The organism is Gluconobacter sphaericus, assembly GCF_016757795.1.
Taxonomy (GTDB): Bacteria; Pseudomonadota; Alphaproteobacteria; order Acetobacterales; family Acetobacteraceae; genus Gluconobacter; species Gluconobacter sphaericus.
In genome coordinates this window covers 2,349,622-2,373,119 of sequence record NZ_CP068419.1, presented here as the reverse complement: position 1 = coordinate 2,373,119, position 23,498 = coordinate 2,349,622, and the positions used below count along the sequence as shown (strand labels likewise).

General features: G+C 61.0%; 26 protein-coding genes and 1 pseudogene. 8 read left to right on the top strand and 19 right to left on the bottom strand.

Annotated elements, in window-relative coordinates; genetic code table 11:
• The first annotated feature begins 9 nt into the window (after positions 1–9).
• Positions 10–927 (top strand): 4-hydroxybenzoate octaprenyltransferase, encoded by a 918-nt coding sequence (ubiA, locus tag IGS75_RS11245; protein WP_202256872.1) that lies wholly within the window; start codon positions 10–12, stop codon positions 925–927.
• Positions 924–1,592 carry a class I SAM-dependent methyltransferase gene (locus tag IGS75_RS11240; RefSeq protein ID WP_202256871.1) on the top strand — a complete coding sequence of 223 codons (669 nt, stop codon included), beginning with the start codon at positions 924–926 and terminating at the stop codon, positions 1,590–1,592. Before ubiA ends, IGS75_RS11240 begins: the two co-directional genes overlap by 4 nt.
• Here the strand turns inward: IGS75_RS11240 and IGS75_RS11235 are convergent.
• The 5 genes from IGS75_RS11235 to IGS75_RS11215 all read right to left on the bottom strand — a co-directional run bounded on the left by IGS75_RS11235 (position 1,561) and on the right by IGS75_RS11215 (position 7,979).
• On the bottom strand, positions 1,561–2,949 hold the full coding sequence (locus IGS75_RS11235) for an MFS transporter (RefSeq protein ID WP_202256870.1): 1,389 nt from the start codon (positions 2,947–2,949) through the stop codon (positions 1,561–1,563). The two genes, IGS75_RS11240 and IGS75_RS11235, sit on opposite strands and share 32 nt — an antisense overlap.
• Before the next feature lie 4 nt (positions 2,950–2,953).
• Positions 2,954–4,366 carry a sugar porter family MFS transporter gene (locus IGS75_RS11230; protein ID WP_141351890.1) on the bottom strand — a complete coding sequence of 471 codons (1,413 nt, stop codon included), beginning with the start codon at positions 4,364–4,366 and terminating at the stop codon, positions 2,954–2,956.
• Positions 4,367–4,496: 130 nt separating this feature from the next.
• Positions 4,497–5,882, bottom strand: a complete 1,386-nt coding sequence (gene der / locus IGS75_RS11225; protein WP_141351892.1) for a ribosome biogenesis GTPase Der — start codon at positions 5,880–5,882, stop codon at positions 4,497–4,499.
• Between the two features lie 4 nt (positions 5,883–5,886).
• Positions 5,887–7,299, bottom strand: coding sequence for a PQQ-binding-like beta-propeller repeat protein (locus IGS75_RS11220; protein WP_141351895.1), 1,413 nt, complete (start codon positions 7,297–7,299; stop codon positions 5,887–5,889).
• Positions 7,299–7,979 (bottom strand): tetratricopeptide repeat protein, encoded by a 681-nt coding sequence (locus IGS75_RS11215; RefSeq protein ID WP_237468772.1) that lies wholly within the window; start codon positions 7,977–7,979, stop codon positions 7,299–7,301. Before IGS75_RS11215 ends, IGS75_RS11220 begins: the two co-directional genes overlap by 1 nt.
• 188 nt (positions 7,980–8,167) lie before the next feature.
• Here IGS75_RS11215 and IGS75_RS11210 point away from each other — a divergent pair, with 188 nt between their 5' ends.
• Positions 8,168–8,470 (top strand): hypothetical protein, encoded by a 303-nt coding sequence (locus IGS75_RS11210; protein ID WP_202256868.1) that lies wholly within the window; start codon positions 8,168–8,170, stop codon positions 8,468–8,470.
• Positions 8,471–8,495: 25 nt separating this feature from the next.
• On the opposite strand, the gene IGS75_RS11205 is transcribed toward IGS75_RS11210, so the two are convergent.
• The 12 genes from IGS75_RS11205 to IGS75_RS11150 form a co-directional block, all read right to left on the bottom strand.
• Positions 8,496–8,891 carry a hypothetical protein gene (locus IGS75_RS11205; RefSeq protein WP_202256867.1) on the bottom strand — a complete coding sequence of 132 codons (396 nt, stop codon included), beginning with the start codon at positions 8,889–8,891 and terminating at the stop codon, positions 8,496–8,498.
• 45 nt (positions 8,892–8,936) lie between these two features.
• On the bottom strand, positions 8,937–10,256 hold the full coding sequence (locus IGS75_RS11200; RefSeq protein WP_202256866.1) for a dihydroorotase: 1,320 nt from the start codon (positions 10,254–10,256) through the stop codon (positions 8,937–8,939).
• Between the two features lie 28 nt (positions 10,257–10,284).
• Positions 10,285–12,045 carry an asparagine synthase (glutamine-hydrolyzing) gene (gene asnB, locus IGS75_RS11195; protein ID WP_202258520.1) on the bottom strand — a complete coding sequence of 587 codons (1,761 nt, stop codon included), beginning with the start codon at positions 12,043–12,045 and terminating at the stop codon, positions 10,285–10,287.
• A complete protein-coding gene (locus tag IGS75_RS11190) occupies positions 12,045–13,094 on the bottom strand; it encodes a glycosyltransferase (protein ID WP_202256865.1) in 1,050 nt (349 codons plus the stop codon). Before IGS75_RS11190 ends, asnB begins: the two co-directional genes overlap by 1 nt.
• Positions 13,095–13,130: 36 nt before the next feature.
• Entirely contained in the window at positions 13,131–14,051 is a 921-nt protein-coding gene (locus IGS75_RS11185; protein WP_202258517.1) for a glycosyltransferase family 9 protein, read from the bottom strand.
• Entirely contained in the window at positions 14,051–14,737 is a 687-nt protein-coding gene (gene dnaQ, locus IGS75_RS11180; RefSeq protein WP_202256864.1) for a DNA polymerase III subunit epsilon, read from the bottom strand. Before dnaQ ends, IGS75_RS11185 begins: the two co-directional genes overlap by 1 nt.
• A complete protein-coding gene (coaE, locus tag IGS75_RS11175) occupies positions 14,734–15,339 on the bottom strand; it encodes a dephospho-CoA kinase (protein ID WP_202256863.1) in 606 nt (201 codons plus the stop codon). Before coaE ends, dnaQ begins: the two co-directional genes overlap by 4 nt.
• 3 nt (positions 15,340–15,342) lie before the next feature.
• Positions 15,343–16,173 (bottom strand): shikimate dehydrogenase, encoded by an 831-nt coding sequence (locus tag IGS75_RS11170; protein WP_202256862.1) that lies wholly within the window; start codon positions 16,171–16,173, stop codon positions 15,343–15,345.
• The gene (locus IGS75_RS11165; protein ID WP_202256861.1) at positions 16,170–16,946 is read right to left on the bottom strand and encodes an N-formylglutamate amidohydrolase; all 777 of its coding nucleotides are present in this window, start codon (positions 16,944–16,946) and stop codon (positions 16,170–16,172) included. Before IGS75_RS11165 ends, IGS75_RS11170 begins: the two co-directional genes overlap by 4 nt.
• A 21-nt stretch (positions 16,947–16,967) precedes the next feature.
• Positions 16,968–17,150: a hypothetical protein gene (locus tag IGS75_RS11160; RefSeq protein ID WP_202256860.1), complete on the bottom strand. Its 183-nt coding sequence runs from the start codon at positions 17,148–17,150 to the stop codon at positions 16,968–16,970.
• A gap of 126 nt (positions 17,151–17,276) precedes the next feature.
• Positions 17,277–17,858 (bottom strand): TlpA disulfide reductase family protein, encoded by a 582-nt coding sequence (locus IGS75_RS11155; RefSeq protein ID WP_202256859.1) that lies wholly within the window; start codon positions 17,856–17,858, stop codon positions 17,277–17,279.
• A complete protein-coding gene (locus IGS75_RS11150) occupies positions 17,855–18,454 on the bottom strand; it encodes a TlpA disulfide reductase family protein (protein WP_141351914.1) in 600 nt (199 codons plus the stop codon). Before IGS75_RS11150 ends, IGS75_RS11155 begins: the two co-directional genes overlap by 4 nt.
• A gap of 15 nt (positions 18,455–18,469) precedes the next feature.
• Here IGS75_RS11150 and argH point away from each other — a divergent pair, with 15 nt between their 5' ends.
• Positions 18,470–19,915 (top strand): argininosuccinate lyase, encoded by a 1,446-nt coding sequence (gene argH / locus IGS75_RS11145; protein ID WP_202256858.1) that lies wholly within the window; start codon positions 18,470–18,472, stop codon positions 19,913–19,915.
• Positions 19,912–20,043 (top strand): hypothetical protein, encoded by a 132-nt coding sequence (locus IGS75_RS15715; RefSeq protein WP_255320874.1) that lies wholly within the window; start codon positions 19,912–19,914, stop codon positions 20,041–20,043. The genes argH and IGS75_RS15715 overlap by 4 nt, the downstream gene beginning before the upstream one ends.
• Here the strand turns inward: IGS75_RS15715 and gluQRS are convergent.
• Positions 20,028–20,891 carry a tRNA glutamyl-Q(34) synthetase GluQRS gene (gene gluQRS / locus IGS75_RS11140; protein ID WP_202256857.1) on the bottom strand — a complete coding sequence of 288 codons (864 nt, stop codon included), beginning with the start codon at positions 20,889–20,891 and terminating at the stop codon, positions 20,028–20,030. The two genes, IGS75_RS15715 and gluQRS, sit on opposite strands and share 16 nt — an antisense overlap.
• Before the next feature lie 144 nt (positions 20,892–21,035).
• Between gluQRS and IGS75_RS11135 the strand changes: the two genes are divergently transcribed.
• Both IGS75_RS11135 and IGS75_RS11130 read left to right on the top strand, forming a co-directional pair.
• Positions 21,036–21,608 (top strand): HNH endonuclease, encoded by a 573-nt coding sequence (locus IGS75_RS11135; protein WP_202256856.1) that lies wholly within the window; start codon positions 21,036–21,038, stop codon positions 21,606–21,608.
• A 42-nt stretch (positions 21,609–21,650) separates the two neighbouring features.
• Entirely contained in the window at positions 21,651–22,097 is a 447-nt protein-coding gene (locus tag IGS75_RS11130; RefSeq protein ID WP_202256855.1) for a CHRD domain-containing protein, read from the top strand.
• A 72-nt stretch (positions 22,098–22,169) separates the two neighbouring features.
• Here the strand turns inward: IGS75_RS11130 and IGS75_RS11125 are convergent, their stop codons facing one another.
• Positions 22,170–22,583, bottom strand: a complete 414-nt coding sequence (locus IGS75_RS11125; protein ID WP_202256854.1) for a hypothetical protein — start codon at positions 22,581–22,583, stop codon at positions 22,170–22,172.
• A 231-nt stretch (positions 22,584–22,814) separates the two neighbouring features.
• Here IGS75_RS11125 and IGS75_RS11120 point away from each other — a divergent pair.
• Positions 22,815–23,470 (top strand): annotated as a pseudogene (locus IGS75_RS11120) (IS5 family transposase); the annotation flags it as partial.
• Positions 23,471–23,498 lie beyond the last annotated feature (28 nt).

Here is a 23,498-nt window from a genome sequence, read left to right as displayed (position 1 = left end):
ACATCTCCCATGAGCCAGACCCGCGCCCATACCGATATTCAGCTGACCGGCCGCATTGCGCGCCTGCCCGAGCCATGGCGCTCCTACGCCCTACTCGCCCGTCTCGACCGTCCGGTCGGAACATGGCTCCTGTTCCTGCCCGGCGTATGGGGTTTGTTCCTTGCGCCTCACGCATCGCTTCAGACGCGCCTGATCGACACGGCGCTGTTCGCATTCGGCTCGCTCGTCATGCGCTCGGCCGGATGCGTCGTGAATGACATCTGGGACCGCGACATCGACGCCAAGGTCGCCCGCACCGCAGGTCGCCCCCTAGCCAGCGGGGCACTATCCCTGAAACAGGGTCTGCTCCTGCTGGTCGCCCTTTTGCTGATCGGGCTAGGCGTGCTCGTCTGCCTGCCGCCCGTTTGCTGGGCCCTTGCCCCGCTCGCGCTCCTGCTCGTCGCCCTGTATCCGGCAGCCAAGCGCGTCACCTGGTGGCCGCAGCTGGTCATGGGTTTTACCTTCGGATTCGGCGCTCCCATGGGATACGCAGCCGCAGCGGGAACGCTCGATGGTAACGGCCTGCTGCTCTACGGTGCCGTCATTTTCTGGCAACTCGGATTCGACACAATCTATGGTTTTCAGGATATGGATGATGACGCCCGCATCGGCGTCCGCTCCACCTCCCGCCTGATGGAAAAAAGTGCCCGCCCGTTCATCGCCAGCTGCTACAGCCTCATGCTTCTGGCGCTGGCACTCGTCGCCATTCACGCGCATCTACACTGGACCTTCTGGCCCTTCCTCGCCGTTGCGACCGCAATGCTGCTCCAGCAGGTCCGCGTACTGAACCCTTACGATGCCCCTGCTTGCCTCATCGAATTTCGTCGCAACGTGCCCATCGGATTTGTGCTCGCTGCCGGATTCGTTGCCGCAAGATTTTTCGGATGAGCATAGCCCTGAGCAATCCCACCGGTTTCATCCGCGACAACACTGCCATCGCACAGGCCATGATCGTACCGGAGATTTCCCTTCACCTGGCGACCGAAATCACACCCATCTGGCAGGCCAGCGAAGTCTATCTCGAACAGATCGGCATTGAGCCGCCTTTTTGGGCCTTCGCATGGCCCGGCAGCCAGCTCATCGCACGCTTTATTCTCGACAACCCTGGATATGTCCGGGAGCGCCGCGTTCTTGATGTAGCCTGCGGATGCGGCCTTGCCGCCATTGCCGCTGCCCTGGCGGGTGCGTCCGAAGTTCAGGCCAACGATATCGACCCCATGGCCCTGGAAGCCACAGCTCTGAATGCACGCCTCAACAACGTGACCATCACTCCCGCCCCCGGAGACCTGATCGGAACAATCGCCGACTGCGACCTGCTGCTCATCGGAGATGTCTGTTACAACGAGGCCATGGCCGCGCGGATCGTGCCCTGGCTGCTGGAGTGTTCGAAAACCTGCGAAGTCTGGCTCTGTGATCCGGGTCGTCACTACGCGCCGTCAATGCCACTCGAAGTGCTGACCCGACAAACAGTTCCGGTCACGCAGGAGCTGGAGAGCGCGGATCAGCGCGCCACCACACTTTTCAGGCTGCGAGATATTTCCGCCCCAGGCTGAGTGTGGCTCCCGTAAACGCCACCATCATCGCGGTCCCCAGACAGATGAAAGCCGGATGAGGAAAGACCGTAAACAGTCCGGCCACGAGCAATGCCCCCGTTGTCTGACCGCCCAGCCGCGCAACTGAGAGCATGCCGCTCGCTCCACCCTCACGGCCCGGAGGCGCGCTCACCATGATCGCACGGTTATTGGGGGGCTGGAACAGTCCAAACCCGCATCCGGCAAACAGCGTCCGCCAGGCGATGGCCCAGTTGCCAGCATCTGTCGGCAGAAACCACAACAGACAGAACCCACTCGCCGTAATAAGCAGACCAATCGAGGAAAGTACCGACGCCGGAAAACGATCCGCCAGACGACTGACCGCAAAGGACATCGTCGCCACTCCGACAGCCCAAGGCGCAATCAAAAGCCCGATTGTCCCGGGTCCACGGTGGAAAACGGTCGCCAGCGTGAACGGCATCGCCACGATATAAAGATTGGAGGCCACAAACCCCAGAAACCCAACCAGACAGGCCAGCAGGAATGGCCTGCGCGCCAGCAGATCAACCGGCACAATCGGCTCCAGCCTCTCGCGCTGGTAATGCAGCAGCATCGCCCAGCAGAGCCCTCCCGCGAACGTCACGACGCCGCCCGACAGGAAATCGGCATGCATCAACCCGTCCAGACCAACACCGGTCAGCGCAAACGAAGCCATAGTCAAAAGCGAGCCGACCATATCAGTGGGGATATCGCTCCGCGGGGTCTGGGGAAGCGCGGAATGAGCCAACGCCAGAGCCACCAGAGCCAGAGGAAGATTGATCCAGAAAATCCAAGGCCAGCTCGCAACAGACAGGATCAGCGATCCTAGGGACGGACCAAGCGCCACGCCGATTCCCACGAACAACCCGTTCAGCGCAATCCCGCGCCCCAACTCCTTATGCGGGTAAATAAAACGGATGAGAGCAAAGTTCACGCTCATGATGCAGGCGCCGCCCATACCCTGAAGCGCCCGCGCGAGCGTCAGCTCCAACAGATTTTGTGACAGGGCACAGGCAACGGACGCAATAAGGAACAGGAAGATCCCAAACTGACTCAGTCGCGCGAACCCGACACGCGCGCCCAGCGACGCCAGCGGCAGAAGGCAGGACAGATTGGCGAGCTGATAAGCATTAACGACCCAGATGGCCCGCGAAGACGACGCATGCAGATCCTCAGCAATCAGCGGCAGAGCCACATTCGCGATCGCATAGTCCAGAACCGACAGAAGGAGCGCCAGAAGCACGGCCGACATTGCCTTGAAGCGCTGGGCTCCATACAGCCCGGCATGGCGTTTAGCATCGTACTCTTCTTGAGGACCGTCTTCCGTCGTCGCCGTCATTCTTTTACCGCCCCAAATCACGCAGGCGCCTGCCTGCAAAAAGATTGGCTTCCAGTCTCTCGAGCGAGACGCCCTTCGTTTCGGGAACGAACAATACGGTCACAAGAATAAAAAGACCATTGAAGACGGCAAACAGCAGGAACGTAGAGGACGCTCCCATCATCGCCATGCCCAGCGGGAACATGTTGGAAATGGCCCAGTTCGCGGCCCAGTTGGTCACTGTGGAGCAACCGATCCCGAAATCCCGACCACGCGTCGGCTGAACTTCCGAGCACAGCGTCCAGACCAGGGGGCCCTCGCCAATGGCAAAACCCGCGACGAACAGAAGAACGAATCCGCACAGCAGAAGCTGTAACCCGAAGCTCTGCGCGCCGATGGCCAGCAATGTCCCGACCCCTACCAACGAAAATGCAGCAATACCGCAACTGAGGATCAGCAAAGGACGCCGTCCCCAGCGGTCGACGCACGCAATCGCCACTCCGGTCAGCGCCATGTTCGTCAGGCCCACAAGAGTGGTAGCCCAGATGGACGCGTTCGTCCCGAAATGAGCCGCCTGAAAGACGCGCGGGGCGTAATACAAAAGCGCGTTGATCCCCGAGAGCTGCTGCATGATCTGGAGCAGCATGCCCAGGAAGACGGTGCGGCGGAAATTGGGATTACTCCTGAAAAGCCCCAGACCCGCATCGCTGCTTTTCTGCAGGCGTGACTGGATGTCGACCAGTTCCGCTTCGGCCACTTCCTCATCCGAGCGCAGGCTCTGCAGGACGCGCCGCGCACGCTCTTTTTCCCCGCGCATCATCAGCCAGCGAGGGCTGTGCGGCAGGATCAGGACAATTCCAAGAAAGCAACTGGCCGGCAATGCCATGACGCCGAGCATCCAACGCCAGTGGCCGCCCGAAGCCAGTAAGCTGTCGGAAACGAATGCGAGAAAAATCCCGAGGGAAACCATGAGCTGATAGAACGAAATCATGGCACCGCGGACGGATTCGACCGTAATTTCGGAAATGTAGAGCGGGGCGGCAAAGGCAGCCACACCAACTGCAAGCCCAAGGAAAAGGCGTCCGACGATCATGACTGCTGCCCCGGGCGCAAGGGCGCAGAGCAGTGTTCCAAGCAGGAACAGGATCGCCGCCCCCAACATGGCGCCCGTGCGGCCGAACCGAACCGAGATGCGTCCGGCAAACAGTGACCCGACTGCCGCCCCGGCCATCATCGACGAGACAATCCAGCCTTGGAGGGCATCGCCGGCATGGAAATCGGTTGCAATGAACGGCAGCGCACCGGCAACGACTCCGGTATCAAGGCCGAACATCAGCCCAGCCAGCGCGGCCAGAATACCAAGGGTTGTCGCCCGTGCCGTGCTACGGGACTGTTGCGTAGACAGCCCCTCACTGGAAGACGAAGCAATCCCAACCATACCCGTAGTTACCTCCCCCGAAACACACCCTTATTCAAGGGGACAGGACCGAACGTTCCGAAATCGGAAACAGCCGGTCCTGTATTAATGACCGATCAGGGGTGTGGTCTATATCCAAACGAACAGAAAATCACTTTTCCGCGTAAGGATTTTTCGTTCCGCGCAACTGCAGACGCACCGGGACTCCCGGCATGTGGAACGTTTCACGCAGTCCGTTCACCAGATAGCGTTTGTAGGAATCCGGAAGCTGCTCCGCCCGCGTGCCGAACAGTAGGAATGTTGGTGGGCGCGCCTTCACCTGCGTCATGTACCGCAGCTTAAGACGGCGACCGTCCACGAGCGGCGGCTGATGACGCTCAAGCGCATCCTCAAACCAGCGGTTCAATTCACCCGTGGAGACACGCGAATTCCATATCTCATAAACCTCCCGAACGGCCGGAAGGAGACGATGCACGCCCGCTCCCGTCAGCGCGGAGAACGTCACAACCGGAATGCCACGCACCTGGGCCAGCGAGATTTCCAACCGGTCCAGAATCGCCTTCTTGGTCGCATTCCGGTCCTCGACCGCATCCCATTTATTCAGAGCGATAACGCAGGCCCGGCCCTCACGCTCGATCAGACGGCCAATCTGGAGATCCTGCTCATGCACGCCAAGCGTCGCATCAATCACCAGCACGACCACTTCCGCCATTTTCAGAGCTTCGATGGAAGCCGAGACGGACATTCTCTCAAGATGCTGCTCGACACGGGCACGCTTGCGCATTCCCGCCGTGTCGACCAGCCGGATCTCGCCATGCTCGTCATGCAGGGTCACGGCAATGGAATCGCGCGTCAGGCCAGCCTCTGGACCTGTAATCATCCGCTCTTCGCCCAGCAGACAGTTCAGCAGCGTGGACTTTCCTGCATTCGGACGACCAATAATCGCCAGACGCAGCGGACCAGCCGGACGCTCGTCTTCACCCTCCTCGCCTTCGGCCCTCGGAGCCTCACGACGACGGGATTTTTCCGCCGGCGGTAGACGCTCGGCAATCTCACCCATGAGATCGGCAATGCCTTCGCCATGCTCCGCAGACAGTGCCAGCGGCGTTCCCAATCCCAGCGAATAGGCTTCAAGAGCCGCATTTGTCCCCGCCTGCCCTTCCGCCTTATTGGCGATCAGCAGAACCGGACGGTTTTGACGTCGCAACCAACTCGCAAAATGCGCATCCGCCGGCGTAATGCCCGAGCGCGCATCAATGCAGAACAGCACCAGATCCGCCATCGCAACAGCAGACTCGGACGAAGCCCGCATCCGCCCATACAGCGTATCTGGTGCGGCTTCCTCCAGTCCGGCCGTATCAATCAGCCGGACACGACGGCCTCGCAGAAGGGCCTCGCCCTCCTTGCGGTCGCGCGTAACGCCCGGCATGTCGGACACGATCGCCTGACGACGGCCGACAAGCCGGTTGAACAGAGTGGATTTCCCGACATTCGGGCGCCCGGCAATAACAACAACGGGCAGGTTCTCAGAGGTCATTCGTTCAGCCATAGGCCCGCAGAACGGCGTCCTGGGACAGGGTCAGTACATGACCGTCACAGACGATCGGCTGAACCTGACACGGGGCGGGAGTCTTACGGGTCAGTTCAAGTTTTCCGGTCACGGCATTCAGGACAGCCATGCCTTCTTTCGGAAAGGTGGAGAAGCAGATCAGCTTGCCGTTCACGAGAAGCGGACCCACCCAGGAAATCGCATTCTTTTCCACATCAACGCGGACAAAGCGACGCAACTGCGTGATCCAGCGCACATGCCCGGACAGACGATCCAGACAGGCAATCTGCTGATCCGTGGACAGGACATACATCCAGTCGCCACAGATCGCTATAGGACTCTGTCCACTGACCTCACGTTCCCACAGACGGCGGCCCGAACGCATGTCGATCGCCACCAGCACGCGCGACATGGACACGGCATAGGCCGTTCCGTCCTTGATGACCGGTGCCCCCCGGATACAGGAGAAATCGAGCATGGCGCCCATACCGTTGGAGCCGCCGAGACTGTCACTCCAGACCATCTCGCCCGACGCCGCACGCAGCGCAACCAGATCACCACTGCCAAAGCCCGCGAGGATGACGCCATCCACGAAAGCTGGGGCGGACTGCCCGAAAATCACAGTGTCGGATGCGGTCGCCTGATACGTCCAGACCTGATGACCGGTATTGGCATTCAGCGCGATCAGACGCTCATCAATCGTTCCGAAGACCATGAGGCCTTCCGCGATCGTCGGTGCGGAACGGCCCGGAGTTTCGGTGCTGACGCGCCATTTCACCTTGCCCGTCAGAGCTTCAACAGCAAGAGCCTGAGCCACACCATCCACGATGTAGAGTGTGTCCCCATCAAGGGCGAGGCCGCCACCAATATTGGTCGAACGGCTTCTGGCCGTGGCAGGCTGACGCGTCCAGACATGACGGCGTTCCGGCCAGGTCCAGGCCTTCACCACGCCCTGCGCATCCGTCGTGTAGATATGACCGTTGCCGATGACCGGAGGTGACTGGATCGCGCCCCGGTTAGTCGGCATGATCGCGATCGTTGCCAGAAAACTCGATGGGTCTGTCGGCGCACCGACCGAATGGCTCCATGCCAGATCCGGACCATTCCATGCCGCATTCACGGCAACATGGGACGGCCGCCCCCCTTCCTGCAGCCATTCCCGCACAGGCTGAACCGGGCCAAGGTTGATCGGTGTATGATCTTCATGATCGACCGTCAGCCCGGCGCCCGTGGACAGTACGTCCACGCGATGTCCGGCCAGAGGCGGCTTCGTATCGTCTTCAAACAGACTGCACCCGCCCAGAACAGCCAGGGCAGTGCCCGAGCAGGCCGCCCGCAGAAGACCACGACGCCCCATAAAGCGGTTCACGGAGAGAGAAGAGCGGGAAAGAACAGGACGGCGCATCAACCAGCGTCTCCAAATGTCTCGAGCAGGGCCTGCGCACGCGCACGAACCCCTTCGGTCGCGTTTTCACTGCCAACGATCTGCGTCAGGAGGCGCCGGGCTTCCTTCTGCTGGTCCGCCGTCGCGCCGGGGCGCAGGTCAAGCGCAACAAGACCTTCCTGAGCCAGAGGAGCCCAGGCACCACCGCCCTGCGCAAGGGCTTCATAGCCCGGACGGAGCGTCTTCGGATCAGCCGTTGCAGTCCGCGAGTTCAGGCTCATGTAGCGCGCCATATCCCGCAGGGCGGGATCGGCAGCGTTATCATCCGCCACGCCCTGCCACGTCTTCAATGCCGCGTCTGTCTGGTGAGCCTGGCTCTGCAGATCGGCCAGACGCAGCGCGGCATAGGAGCGCACGCCCACCGGACCATGCTCCGCCAGATCCTGGAAGGTCGCGGTAGCCTTCTGGGTGGCCGCGGCGTCATGCTTGGGATCGGACAGCGCCGTCATGGCGGTAAAGTACCGTGCCGATGCCGCCTGCTGTGCTGCATGGCGCGCATGACTGTTCCAGCCCCACACACCACCACCGATGGCTCCAAACAGGGCCACGACGCCCACCACAGCGCCTATGCGCCGTGCCATGGCTCGCAACCGCTGCGCCTGCATTTCTTCGTTCACCTGCGTGATGAAATCGTCTGCCACCTGGTCCCCTGCTGGATCGGTCTTCAAACTGTTTGCGCGACCATACAGGCGCCGCACCGTTGCGGCAAACGCTTCACACATCTTAAGGTTAGCTGAAACAGTCCATGGACTGTGAAAAACGGTATCACGGCAGAAAATCCGGCCGACATTCAGACTTCCTTAACCGCACCGGAAGCATTCTGACGGCTATGAAAAAGCCTGCCTTGCTTCTGCTGCTTCCCTTAGCGTTCTGCGCGCTTGGAGGCTGTGCGCCAGATCGCATCGCTTCCGCCGTCACGGGGAAGGACTGCAACACGGCCTATCTGTACGATGACGAAAGTTTCTGCGCCCGGCCGGCGGGGCCACCGCCGCCGCAGCCCTACTGCACCACAGGCTTCGAGGGCACAACCTGCTGGGCACGTCCCGATCTCATGCCCAATGTCGCCCGTCAGACCTATGCCGGCCCCACATCCCTGACTCCGACTCAGAATCAGGGACGCATGGGGCAGTAAAAATCACGACGCGCCCTGCAAAGCGTCAGTGATGGCCCAGTTTACGGCTCGCAGCGGCCAGATTGCTGGACAGCGCCTGAAAGGACGCCGCGATATGAGACTGCACAGCCGCGCTACCCGCATGGACGTGGGAAATCCGCGCGCTTGCTTCCTGACTGATCGCCGTCTCTTCCCGGTTGGCCTGAGCCGCAACACACGCATTGTAAACGCGGGCCGCCTTTTCATAGGCCGTCACGCGATCCACGCTCTCATTATACTGGGCGACCGTCGCAGCCTTGACCGCAGGTGCCTGAGGCTCGGCACCACATTTTGAAGCGGTCCAGGCCGCTTCGGCCGCACTGGCCGACCCGACAGCGGCGATCCCAGAAAAAACCACACCAAACAGCACCGCCTTACGGCTGGCGGCAACGCAACGTCTCATACAGCTCCCTTTCCTGTTCGAAGCGTTGCGCGCCCTACGCCCAGATCAAGGCGCAAATTTGGCAGGCTCACCGGTTTGCGCACCCGAAACCTCATTGTCCTGCATCACGACCGTTCCACGCACGATTGTGGCCATCGGCCAGCCCGTGACACGCGTGCCATCGAACGGCGTCCAACCCGCAGGCGTGACGATCCAGTCATTGGTAATTTCGCGCTCAGCCTTCATGTCCACGAGCGTGAAATCGGCATCGAATCCAACGGCCATCCGCCCCTTGGTCTGCAAACCGTAAACCCGTGCTGGCCCTGCCGCCATCAGATCCACCAGACGCGACAGCGACAGGCGCCCCGCATTCACATGATCGAGCATGACCGGCACGATCGTCTGCGTCCCCGTCAGACCCGCCGGACATTTCGGCCAGGGTAGCTTTTTGGCCTCAAGCGGATGCGGAGCATGGTCGGACGAAACCACGTCCACCCGACCATCCCGAACGGCCTTCCAGCTTGCTTCCCAGTGCGACCTGTCCCGCAGCGGCGGGTTCATGACGGCAAGGCCACCGAGCTTTTCGTAACATTCCGGCGCCACCTGTGTGAGATGGTTCACCAGAACCTCGACCGTGGAAATATCACGGTAATCCGCCAGATAGTCCAGCTCTTCGGCTGTCGAGACATGCAGGATATGCGCCGGACGGTTGGTCTTGCGCGCCAGAGCCATGATGCGGCGCGTACCAAGAAACGCACATTCCACATCCCGCCAGACGCTGTGCGTTTCGTAAGGCTGGCCTTCATGGAACATCGGTTTACGGGCCTGAAGACGATATTCGTCCTCGGAATGATAGGCCACGCGACGGTGTCCCGAGCGCATGACCGCTTCCAGCCCCGCATCGTCCTCGATCATCAGATTGCCCGTAGACGATCCGGCAAAAACCTTCACCGCGCACACGCCCGGCTGCTGTTCCAGCGTTGCCAGATCCGGCGTATTTTCACGGGTCGCGCCGACATAGATACCGACATCGACGTGTGCCGTCTTGCGGATATGATCGCGCTTCCAGTCGATCATCGTCACGTCCGTCACACTTGGGGAGGTGTTTGGCATGTCGAAAACCGTAGCGATACCGCCCAGCGCCGCAGCCCGCGTCCCAGTCTCAAGCGTCTCGACCTCGGGCTTGCCCGGATCGCGCAGATGAACATGCGCATCGATCAGTCCGGGCAGGACATGCAGGCCGCGTGCATCGATCACCCGGCTCGCCTCGTCCGCCGATCCGACAGACAGCGACGCCACTTTTCCATTCCGCACACCGATATCCGCTTCGGCCTCGCCCCATGGAAAAACGCAGCTTCCGCCGCGGATGATCAGATCGTAATGCATGTTCCGTCCTTGCAAATCAGTAAGACACTCATAAAGCGCGCGAGAGAGTTTCGAATGTATCCCCGTCCACGGGAACCCCTTCGATATGATGACGATGCCACAGCGCGAAAAACAGCAGCGTCCAGGCCTGCCGCGCTACACCGCGCTGACTGGCTCGGGCGAAAAGACGCTCCACGTCGGCTGCGGGCATCATCGCCCGGATGCAGGGCTGTCGTGCGACCAGTGGTCCCAGACGATGTGCCTGTTTCTCGATCCATAGGCCAACCGGAACAGTAAAGCCCTGCTTCGGCGCGAATGGACGGGCCTGCGGCAGCGCATCCTGAAGCCAGCGCCGCAGAAGCCACTTACCGTAACCGTCCCGCACCTTGAAGTGCTCCGGCAGCGGCCAGATCGCCTTGGCTACCACCGGGTCCAGCAGCGGCGTACGCCCCTCAACCGAATGAGCCATCAGACATCGGTCCAGCTTGAGCAGCAGATCATTGGGCAGCCATTCCGCAATATCCAGCGCCTGCGCGCCTTCCAAACCTGAAACGCCTAGAGCCAGTTCCGTCGTGGCAATCCCGCGCCGCCACTGCCGCCCATGCTCTGCAAAGCGCTTGCCGAACGTCCCGGACCGGTACGGCGCCCGCCCGCCCTTCCACCAAGGCTTCATAACGCGCCGATAGCGGCCATAACCTGCAAAAAGCTCATCCCCACCCTCACCGCTGAGAATAACGGTCACGTCTTTTCGCGCCTCACGCGCCAGCAACCATGTCGGGATGACAGCATAATCGGCGGCCGGATCATCCATGCACGCCACGATGGATGGCAGATCACGCCAAACCATGTCTTCCGTGACGGTCAGCACATGATGCTTGGCCCCAACAGACGCCGCCAATGCTGCGGCATCAGCGGACTCATCCGCTTTTCCAGCATCGAAGCGCGCTGTCCACGTACGCGGATGCGGCAACCCAAGACGGTGCGCAGCCGCCATAATAACCGAACTGTCGATCCCGCCTGACAAAAACAGCCCAAGTGGCACATCCGCCCGCAAATGCGCCGACACGCTGTCGAGCAGTGCTGTGTCCAACCTCGCCAGCGCCTGCTCGTCGGTCAGACGAGTCGGAATCGTATCCCGCGCTTCATGCAGAACATGCCGCCGCCGCGATTCCACGATTCGCCCATCCACGATCCGGAGTGTCTCACCGGGCAGAAGCCGACGAATGCCGTCGAAAATAATGTCCTGCCCCGTCGTGAACTGAAGCTGCATCAGTTCGTCACGCGCGCCATCCCGAACACTACGCTTACCAAACCCGCCTGCCAGCAGCGCCTGCGGCTCAGACGCAAACGCGATGCCACCCTCATAAGCCGCGATATAAAGCGGCTTGATACCGAACGGATCGCGCGACAGCACCATCTCATGCCGCCCGTGCTCGTTCTCGACGATCGCAATGGCATACATGCCCCGCAGTTCATGCGTGTATCCCACCCCATCATGCAGCCACAGATGTAAAGGCGGTTCGCAGTCGCTTTGGGTCTGAAAACAGTTTTGGGGAAAGCGTCTGCGAATGGCCGGGTCATTATAGATCTCACCGTTCGCGACCAGTGCCGCCGCGCCAAGCCTGAACGGCTGTGCTCCCCCCGCGATATCAACGATAGACAGCCGACGGTGACGCAACGCCGCCCCACCAAGATCCAACCGCCCTTCCCCATCCGGCCCACGATGGAAAATGGCCTGGGACATACGCTCCAGCGCCTGCTGATCGGGATGATGCCCGGGCAGACAGGAAAGACCCGCAATTCCGCACATCAGGCGCGCACTCCGTCCAGAAAAGCCGACCATCGCGCCATAACAACGCCCTGGGCAAACTCCCGCTCGAACCGCGCCCGCCCGTTCATGGAAAGAGTCTGCGCAACAGACTCATCATCCAGAACAGTGCCGATCTGCGCAGCAAAATCACGCTCGTTCTCGACCTCGGCCAGCAAACCATCCTGCGACCCTTCAAGGATTTCCTGCGGCCCCTGAATATTGCTCGCCACAACCGGCACTCCGGCCGACAGCGCCTCGATCACGACATTGCCCAGCGGCTCAATCCGGGACGGACAGACCAGAACATCGCACGCCCGCAGCCAGGGCCCGCTCTGCGCGATCCAGCCAGGGAGATGAACACGATCCGTAACATTTCCCGCCTTTGCCAGCGCCTCAAGCGCAGGACGCTCTGGCCCTTCGCCCGCAATGACCAGATGCACACCCGGCAGATGCTTCATCGCCCGGATCAGCACATCGAAGGCCTTATTCTCATGCAGACGCCCCAGCGCTAGGGCAAATGGCACATTCGGCGGCAAAAACGCGGGCCGCTGTGGCGTCACCGAAGAAAAATCCGTCGCGAAATTAGGCAGATGATGTACACGATTGGCCGCCCAGCCCTGCGCCCGCATCCACTCCGCCAAACCGCGCGTATTGCCGATCAAATGGTCGCAACGGCGATAATTCGACAGGTCATAATACCCGCCCAGACGCCCGGCAATCTGCCATGGCCCTGACGGTACCAGCCGTGCGGCCCGGCTCATCCACGCCACGACGACATCCGGCCTGAACGCTTTGAGACTGCGCCGAAGCCCCGGCGTGGTCCGCAGATCCAGCAGACCGCCGAACCGGAAGGACTGCGTCTCGACCCCCGCCTCCTCAAGCCGTGCAACCCGGCCTTCATCCTGCCGGATCAGCGCCTGAACGGGACGGCCATCCCGCGTCTGGGCCATTGTCAGGCGCTCGAAGAACAGCTCTGCGCCGCCTCTTGGAGCCCCAGCCATCACATGGGCCACACGACCCCGGTATCCATTGGACGATGCAGACTTCATCTGTCTTCTATCGGCCATGACCGACAGGGCATCAAGTCAGTCCGAACACCTGTCCGAACCACACGTGTCTTTTTCACGCAGGATTTCTTTCACGACTTTCAGCACAGCGGCAACACTCAAGCCTTCAATGGGAGCATCACCCTCCGGACCCGGTGCCTCCACAAACCGCGCAAACCGCCCGGCCGGCGCATATTCCGAGGCCCGCGACGGCCCGAACAGCCCCAGCGTCGGCGTCCCCGCAGCAGCAGCCAGATGCATCAATCCGGAATCATTGCCCACGAACAGGGCACAAAGCTGAAGCAGCGCAGCAACCTCGCCCAGCGATTTATCTCCGCCAAGGTCCAGAGCCTCTGGCAACGCCTTCAGTACCGGCTCCGCCCGTGCGCGCTCTCCCTCACCAGGGCCATAAAACACGACAGGACGCAGATTTTTCGCCTTCAGCGCCTGAGCCAGTTCCACAAAGCGCTCGGGCGGCCAGATTTTCCCATCCCAGTTTGCCGTTGGTCCCAGTGCCAGCCACCGCCCTTCAGACAAGGTCGCAACAGCCTCTGCCCGCTGCTTTTCCGAAGTCCAGACACGCGGCATGGGCGTCCTGCGATATCCAAGCGCCTCCCCAAGCTGTTCGACCCGCAAACCCGGACGGCGCCCGCCACGCACAATAATCCGACGGCGCGCCCGCAATGTCAGTCCGATCAGCGAACCGCGCAAATCCACAACCATAAACCAGCGCGTCCGATAGCAGGCGCGCCACAGTTCAAACCAGTGCCGGTCATGCCGGCGCTTTTCCATAGTGATGATGCGCTCACATCGCGGGTCCGCTTCAAAAAGCCCCGCTGCTACAGGGCCGCAGACCACCGTGAACATCGCTGCCGGATAACGCTTCTGCAACGCATCCAGAACGCCTGTGGAAATCACCGCATCGCCCAGACGGTTGGACGTGATGAAGAGAATCTGCATCATTCGCGATGCCAAACCGCGTCCTTGATGGTGCTCACGAACGCTTCATGCACCTGAAGCTCTTCCGCGGTCGGCGGGGCCATTTTCCGTGCCGAGCGACTGGCCAGCGCGTTGATCCCATCCGTCATGCTGCGACTGCGGGCTGGCCCCGCCAGACCCAGACCGCGCTGACGCCCACCCATCAGCTCGACATAGACTTCGGCCAGAAGCTTGCAGTCCAGCAGCGCGTTATGGGTACCACGCTGCGACAGGTCGATACCAAAGCGTCGGCACAGCGCATCGAGGCTGGCGGGCAGACCGGGATATTTCTTCCGCGCCATTTCCACCGTATCGATGGCCCGGCTGGCGTAATCGAGCGGCTCGCGACCGCAGGCCTTCAACTCCGCATTGACGAACTTGAAATCGAACCGGGCATTATGAGCGATCATCGGACTGTCCCCGATAAACTCCAGAAACCCGTCCGCCACCTCGGCAAAAATTGGCTTTCCTTCCAGATCTTCAATCCGGAACCCATGCACTTTGGTCGCCTCGGGCGGAATATCGCGCTCGGGATAGATCAGGACGTGATAGGCCTCCCCCGTCGGCAGGTCGTCGATCAGTTCGAGGGCCGCGATCTCGATGATTCGATCGCCCATATCCGGGTCAAAGCCCGTGGTTTCCGTATCGAACAGGATGGATCGTTTCATGACGCCTCACGAAGCCGGTGCAACAGGGCATGGACCTGCCTGACGGCCTGCCCACGCGACAGGCCGGTTCGTATCACGATGTCGGCCCGGCGTCTGCGTTCATGGTCACTCATCTGACGGGCCAGCAATCCTTTGGCATCCGCCACGCTCATCCCCCCCCCACTACGACAGCGTTGCCTGATCCGGGACAAACGCGTGCCCATCGAAGCTTCGGCTACCACCACCACATCGCAACGCCGGTCTTCGCCAATTTCCATTAGCAGCGGAATATCCAGCACACAGAACGGTTCATGCCGCGCCCGGCACTGCTTCAGAAACCTCTCACGTTCGGCCCGGACCAGCGGATGCATGATGGCTTCCAGACGCTTCAACTCCTCGGGACGCCCCCGCACAGCTTCACGAAGCGCCGCGCGATCCAGACGGCCATCAACGACGCCCCCCGAAAATGCCTGCGCGATCAGAGGCACAGCTTTCCCCCGCTCACCCTGTAGCGCCCGGACACACGCATCCGCATCAAAAACCGGCACGCCTGCCCTGCGGAAAAGCGCGGCAACCGTGCTTTTCCCGGCCGCCATTCCCCCGGTCAGACCAATAATCTTCACGCTTCAGCGCAGGCTCGTCGCCAGCAGATCGAACGTCGTCCGGTCTGCTTCAGGGTCAACCCCGAACCATGCCCGAAACCCGGCCCGCGCCTGATGAACAAGCATCCCCAGACCATCCACCGTCCGCAGCCCCCGCGCCTGAGCGGCCAGCAGCAGCGGCGTCTCGCGCGGCGTATAGACAATATCCGTCACACACAGCCCTGGCGCGGCCTCCCGAAGCGCCGCATCCCAGTCCAGACTGGCCTTACCCCCCATGCCCATCGACGTAGCATTCACCAGCAGTGAACAGCCCGATAGCAGTGACGGCCATTCGTACCAGGCCACAGCCTCACCGCCGCCAAGTGCCGCAACCAGTGCTTCCGCACGTTCCTGCGTCCGGTTGGCAATCACAACTTCACAGCCCCGGTCCAGCAGCGCTGCTGCCACGGCCCGCGCGGCACCGCCTGCACCCAGAACCATAGCACGACCACCGATTGCCACGTCATGCGCGCTGAGATTATCGCAGAACCCCGTACCATCCGTGCAGTCACCGATGATCCGTCCAGCCACGAAACAAATCGTGTTCACCGCTCCGGCCCGCTTTGCCGTCGAGGTCAGTTCATCACAGGCCAGCATCGCCGCTTCCTTATGCGGGATGGTCACATTCACGCCCTGAAAACCAGCCGCTGCCAGTCCACGCAGGGCCTGATCAAAGCCCTCCGGATGAGTCGGCAACGGCACATAAGCCCCGTTCACCCCATTCACCCGACACCAGTGGTTATGCATCATCGGAGAACGGGAATGCTCCACCGGCCATCCCATGACGCCTGCAAGTTTCGTGTGTCCGTCAATCATACGCCTGGTCCCTCTACCAACGTCTCCCAGACCTTCGGCAGTAGCGCGCCCAGACGCCGAGCCCACTCCCGCTGTCCGGCTTTTTCGGCAATCAGGTCCTGCCTGATCTCGATTTCAAGATAAGGCAGCCCCGCCGCTTCCGCATGCCGTGGCACCGTATAATCGGACGTATCCGTTAGAACGTAAGGTTCATTGTCGCCCACACACAGCGTCACATCCTTACGCAGCAGGTCCAGAGCAATCGAGGCCATGCGACTGTCCTGATTATGCAAAATCCCGATCTGCCAGGGACGGTCCTTGCCGTTCATCCGAGGCGTAAAACTGTGCAACGCGATCAGCGCCGTCGGGCGTGATCCACGCTCAGCCAGAACCTCAGCAATCGTATCGTGATATGGGTGCAGGATTTCCTTCTCCCGCTTCGCCCGGCACGTTTCCTGCGCAGCCTGATTGGCTGGAACCGGCGTCCCGTCGCTCACAAGCGGCATGGACGTCGGATGGCCCGGCGCGCGGTTACAGTCAATCACGAGGCGGGAATAAACCTGTTCGATCAGCGCCGACCCAAGCAGTTCATGCAGGACACGTCCTACACCCACGATGCCGATATCCCAGGCGATGTGCCGCTGCCAGTCCTCGGTCTGCACCCCCATATCCCCCAGCGCATCCGGAACTGCCCGACCCGCGTGATCGCTAACGAACACGAACGGCGACGGCATTTTTTCAGGAAAAAGAAGAAAAGGCGCCGGATCACTGGCGCCAAGAAGGGGAGCAGACATCAGGACTTCACACTCTTACTATCAAGCCAAGGCCCGCACAGTATGCCTCACAGCGTCCGCAGACCAGTCCACGTTCCCAATGGACTCCGTGACGACCTCGCCTTTGCTGTTCAGGGTCAGCAAACGCGATACACCCCGCACGGACATGACATCCGGCGTCAGTTCTTTCAGATCAACGGAACGCACTGACCGGATGGGCTGCACCAGACCCACCTAGTCTGCCCCGAAGCAAGAACGCCACCACTCTCTCCCAAAAGATGACGACGTGTCAGGGGAAAAGTCATGTTGGAAATCCATTCCTGCATTAAAGCAGGCCTGTCACATCGCGACTCAGGCGCTCATCGCTGCAAAAACACGACGCAGCGCGGCAGGCGCGCCGGGAGCCGCCCAGTCCAGTGCCCCCTCTGCCGTTGCACGCATGCACCCTGCATCATCAATCAGAAAAGTTACGGGGATGGCACGTGCCCTGTCACCGCACCACGCCTTCAGATCATCCTCAACCACCGCCCAGACGGGCAGCCCGGTTACGTCATTACGCTCCAGAAATGCATGAATCTCTTCCGGCGATCCGCTTGAAACCGCTACCGGAACAACCGGACAGTCCGGCCCCCATACCTTCATGAAAGCCGCCAACCCTGGCAGTTCATGAAGGCACGGCGAACACCACGTGGCCCAGACATGCAGCAGGAAAGGCGCACCCCGGCGCGAAGCCGGCACAAAACGTGCACTCCCCAGACCAGCGAGCCCGAACCCGATAGGCCCGGAAACCGCTTTTCCCGGCGTCAGATCAGAAATCGGCATACCAGGCCGCACCACCGTTCCAGCCAATCTCGCAGCGCCGTACCCCGCCGCAGCAGCCAGTCCAACCGTCCCCAGAAGAATGCTCCGCCGACCGGACAGACGAGCCCTCACGCCGGTTTGGACGCCTGAAGATCCGACAGGATCTTTTCCAGAGACGCCCGACTCTCCGGCGCGGCCCACGCCATTTCCCCTTCAACACTAGCCCGCATCCGCCCCTGCGCATCAATCACGCAGGTCATGGGCAAGCTTGGCTCACCGGATGTGAACCATTGGGAAAACTCATGCTGCCCAAGCGTCCAGGGCGCGATATGCGGCAGATTGCCCTGCGCCAGAAAGACCATGACTTTCGGCATCGGACTGGCAACGGCCACTGGGATCACGGGCACGGTCGAGCCTGTTTTCTCGATGAACGAATTGAGCGCCGGCAGCTCCAATCTGCAGGGCGGGCACCAGGTCGCCCACAGATGCAGCACAAAAGGCCGCCCTCTCATCGTGGACAGGGAAAGTGCCGTCCCCCCGGGGCCCACAAGCTGGAAGTTTACGGGCTCCAGCCTGGGCGCGCCGGGCTTGAGCGACGGCAGCATCGGCTGCACACCATCCGCCGCCCGGGCAGAATTCCCGAGCCCGCAATTGCAGAGGGAAGCCGCCGCAGCTAGGCTGGCGGCTCCTCCAAGAAGGGTTCGCCGGTCGATCTGCTTCCGAATCATCTGTTTACGGTTCCCATGAAAAACGCTCCTGTCGACACACAATCAGATGCCGCTACATCCTTTGAAGGCACAGCCGCCAATCCGCAATGGGGTGGCCGCTTTGCCTCGGGTCCGGCCGCCATCATGGGCGAGATCAACGCCTCCATCGGATTTGACAAAATCCTGTGGCGACAGGACATCCGCGGCTCCCTCGCCCACGCCGCCATGCTCCAGAAAGTAGGCCTGCTGACCGCGCTCGAACTGGCCGAAATCCGCCAGGGCCTGGGTGACATCGCACAGGAAATCGGCGAAAGCCGCTTCGAGTTCTCCCCGGCCCTCGAAGACATCCACATGAACATCGAGGCCCGTCTGTCCGAACGCATCGGCGAGGCCGGTAAACGCCTGCACACGGCGCGCTCGCGCAACGATCAGGTCGCCACCGATTTCCGCCTCTGGGTCCGCGACGCCATCGACGGCCTTCAGGAGCAGACCGCCTCCCTGATGCGCTCCCTCGCCACCCGTGCGCTGGAACATTCCGCAACGCCAATACCGGGCTTCACCCATCTTCAGGTCGCCCAGCCGGTCACGTTCGGCCACCATCTTCTGGCCTATGTCGAGATGCTGTCGCGCGATCGCGGCCGCCTGCGCGACGCCCGCGCCCGCCTGAACGAATGTCCGCTCGGATCGGCCGCTCTTGCCGGTACGTCCTTCCCGATCGATCGCCGCATGACGGCCGCAGCGCTGGATTTCGATCGCCCGACTGCCAATTCCCTCGACGCCGTCTCGGACCGTGACTTCGCACTCGAATTCCTGTCCGCCCTGTCGCTTCAGGCTATGCACCTGTCGCGTCTGGCAGAAGAAATCGTGATGTGGGCCTCTGCCCCCTTCGGTTTCATCACGCTGTCGGACGCCTTCACGACCGGTTCATCCATCATGCCGCAGAAGCGCAACCCGGACGCCGCCGAACTGGTACGCGCCAAGATCGGCCGCATCATGGGCGATTTTGTGGGCCTGTTGACAGTTATGAAGGGGCTGCCCCTCGCCTATGCCAAGGACACGCAGGAAGACAAGGAACCTGTCTTCGACGCCACCGAGGCCATGACACTTTCGCTGGCGGCCATGGACGGCATGATCCGAGACCTGAAAGCCAATACCACCCGGATGCGCGAAGTGGCGGGCATGGGCTTTTCTACCGCCACAGACCTTGCCGACTGGCTGGTCCGCGAACTGCGCGTCCCCTTCCGCACCGCCCATCACGTCACTGGCCGTCTGGTCGGCATGGCGGAACAAAAAGGCTGCGATCTGGCTGACCTGTCGCTCGACGAAATGCAGTCCGTCGAACCACAGATCAACAAGAGCGTCTTCGACGTCCTGACCGTCGAGGCCTCTCTGGCCTCCCGCACCAGCGAAGGCGGCACCGCACCGGCCAATGTAAAGCATCAGGCCGAAGCCTGGCTCGCAAAATTGGGAGAAACCGCATGAAAACACTGCTGCTCGTCAGCATGGCAGTCATGGCCCTCGGCCTGACCGCCTGCGGCAAGAAAGGCGCCCCACACGCACCGGGACCATCGCAGGACGTCACTTATCCTGGCACCTACCCACCGGAATAAACCCCTGTCGGCAGGCTCGCCTCCAGAGCCTGCCGCACCAGCGGGTGCTTCAGCACCTGCCCCGCCGTCCAGCCCGCCTGCCGCAGAACCCGCACGCCTTCCGCGCCATCCCGCTTGGACAGCTTGTGTCCATCAGCATCCAAAATGAGCGCGTGGTGCACATAAGCCGGTTCTGGCCATCCCATCAGCTCCTGCAACACACGCTGGACTGACGTCGCTTCATACAGATCCCGCCCTCGCGTCACGGTCGTCACGCCCTCAAGCGCATCGTCATGCGTGACACACAGATGATACGACACACCCGTATCCCGCCGCGCCAAAACGATATCTCCGAACGCATCGGCCTTCCCGGCAACACGCCCACACCCGGCCTCATGCCAATCCGGCACGCCCTGCAACACATCCAGCGCCCGGCCCATATTGAGCCGCCAGACCGGATCACGCCCCCGCCCCTCCCGCGCCATGCCGTGCCGACAAATCCCGGGGTAAACGCGGCTCCCATCCGGAGCGATCTGCGTCGCAGCTTCGGCAATCTCTCGCCGCGTGCAGAAACACGGATACAACAGCCCCTGCTCCCGCAGGCTGGCCAACACGGCATGATACTCCACCAGATGCTCCGACTGCCGCCGAACCAGCCCGTCTGATGCCAGCCCAAGCCAGTCCAGATCTTCACGCAAAGCCTGTGTCAGCTCCGGCGTACAACGCGTCGTATCAATATCCTCGATACGAATCAGAAACTTTCCAGTCTCTCCGGCCATGAACCGCGAATACAGCCCTGAGACCACATGTCCCAGATGCAGAAATCCTGTGGGACTCGGCGCAAATCGTGTCGTGGCGGGAGGCGTCATGAATGTGTCACCAGCGTTTGCTTGCGATCCGCGCAGTTTACTGGAATAGTTTTCTCAAAGAAGCCGACGACACGTGTTTTCCCGCTGTTTGTCCCGTTTTCATTCGGCGCCGTAACCCCCGCATGTGTCGTCCTTGAAGAAAGGATGCGTGTGGTGTCCGTCAGCGGTCAGCATTTTCCGGCTCTTGTCCTGAACGCGGATTTCCGTCCGCTGTCCTATTTCCCGCTCTCGCTCTGGTCCTGGCAGGAAGCCGTCAAGGCCGTCTTCCTCGACCGCGTCTCAGTCCTCTCCGAATATGAAGACGCCGTCGTCCACTCCCCCAGCCAGAGCATGCGTCTGCCAAGCGTCATCGCGCTGAAGGACTATATTCCAACAGCCCGCAAGCCGGCCTTCACCCGTTTCAACGTTTTCCTGCGGGACAATTTTTCGTGTCAGTACTGCCATGACCGATTGCCCACGCATGAACTGACCTTCGATCACGTCATCCCCCGTGCTCGGGGCGGCCGCACAACCTGGGAAAACGTCGTCACTGCCTGCAGCCCCTGCAACCTGCTCAAGGGCTCAAAACTACCAAGCGAACTGGGCATGCACCCGCACCGCAAACCCATTCAGCCCAGCAGCCGCCTCCTGCAGGAAAACGGCCGGACCTTCCCGCCGCATTATCTTCACGAAAGCTGGCGCGATTATCTGTACTGGAATACCGAACTCGAAACCTGAGTACACGTTCAGTCTGTCCAACTTCTGCAAGGATGGACTTCCATGCGTACTGGACTTCTGCTGACGACACTGGCCCTTGGCCTGTCGGTAACTACCCTGCCTGCTTCTGCGGAAACGCTGCATCTCTTCGGCCCCTTCAAGGGCGAACATGGTGCGACCGCCCCGATCAAGGGTTCGGCATCCGCAATGCTGGATACCATCAAGAACACTCTGACCTACCGTTTCGAAGATAACGGCCTCTCCGGCCCTGTGACGGCAGCCCATCTGCATGGCCCGGCTCCGGAAGGTCAGGATGCTGGCGTCCTCGCTCCGATCAATGGCCCTTATACAACCCGCATGACCGGCACGCTCCAGCTCACGCCCGATCAGGTCAAGGAAGTCCAGGCCGGACAGAGCTACATCAATCTCCACACTGAAAAATACCCAGACGGTGAAGCCCGCGCCCAGCTTACGACCGATCTGACGGGCCATAAGCATCACATGGAATAAGCGACCGTTCCCTCATGAAAAAGGCCTGCCCCGAAAGGGACAGGCCTTTTTTCGCAGCGCCACCGATTAGTTTTACTGAGCTGCTGAATCAGCTTTACTGTCCAGAGCCTTTGCAGGACTGTCCGGATCAAGCTTATGAGCCGTCTTCTTCGTCCAGGCTCCCGTAGCATGCACCGCCTCTTTGGTGCCGTTCTTGGTCGCCTTCCAGCCCTTTTCGCCTTCCTTGCCAGTCCAGTGCGCAGCGTCGGAAACACCGCTCTTCGTGGCATTCCAACCTTTAACGCTCTCCGTTTTCGTCCAGTCGGCGGCATTGGACGTCCCATGACGCACCGCACCCCAGGACTGACGCACACTCCGGCAGAGGTCCGTCTCACAGGGTTTCTCGGCGGTTCCGGCCGCCATGGCCGTAGGCACCAGACCTGCTGGCATCAGAGCAAGTCCAGCAAGAAGCAGAGACGATGAAAAAGCAGGAAACCGGATCAACATCAGGAGACTCCCTAGGTTTCAAAGAGTATCACTCTGTCATTCCTCGAAGGACCGGACAAGGCCGACAGAAAAAGATCCAGACTTGAACAGATATGGTGCTATCCCCAAAATCAGAAATGACACCCCCGGAAAAGAACACCACCAAACTGAAACTACACTCACCTACCCCAGGCTCAGGACCCATTGATTTGATTGCAGAAATCTGATTCAGGCTCTGCGAGGAGACTGGCAATGAGCGATCTGTTTTGGCTGACGGACGAACAGATGAAGCGTCTGCGGCCATTCTTTCCCAAGAGCCATGGCAAACCGCGCGTCGATGAGCGCCGTGTGCTGAGCGGTATCATTTTTGTGAACCGCAATGGTCTGCGCTGGCGTGATGCGCCCCGGGAATACGGCCCGCACAAGACGCGCTGGGACGCCATAGAGATCTTCGCCCGGATGATGGACGGTCCGGCTGCCGGAAAGGCAGAGCCTCAGACCATTATAATTGATGCGACGTATCTCAAAGTATACCGCACAGCTTCGATCCTGCGGCTAAAAATGGGATCCGCGCTGCCTGACCGGTCGTACCAAAGGCGGTATGAATACCAAGCTGCATGCGATCACGGATCAGAACGGACGACCACTCAGCTTTTTCATGACTGCGGCACAGGTCAGTGATTACACCGTTGCCGTTGCTCTACTGGACAGCCTTCCTATGGCACAGTGGACGCTAGCGGATCGGGGTTATGATGCTGACTGGTTTCGGGATGCCTTGAAGGAATAAGGGATAAGAGATCAGGCTCTGCATTCCGGGGCGGAGATCCTGCGGAAAACCACTCAAATACGACAAGCAGCAATACAAAAGACGCAACCGCATCGAGATCATGTTCGGAAGGCTCAAGGACTGACGGCGGGTCGCAACACGCTATGTGC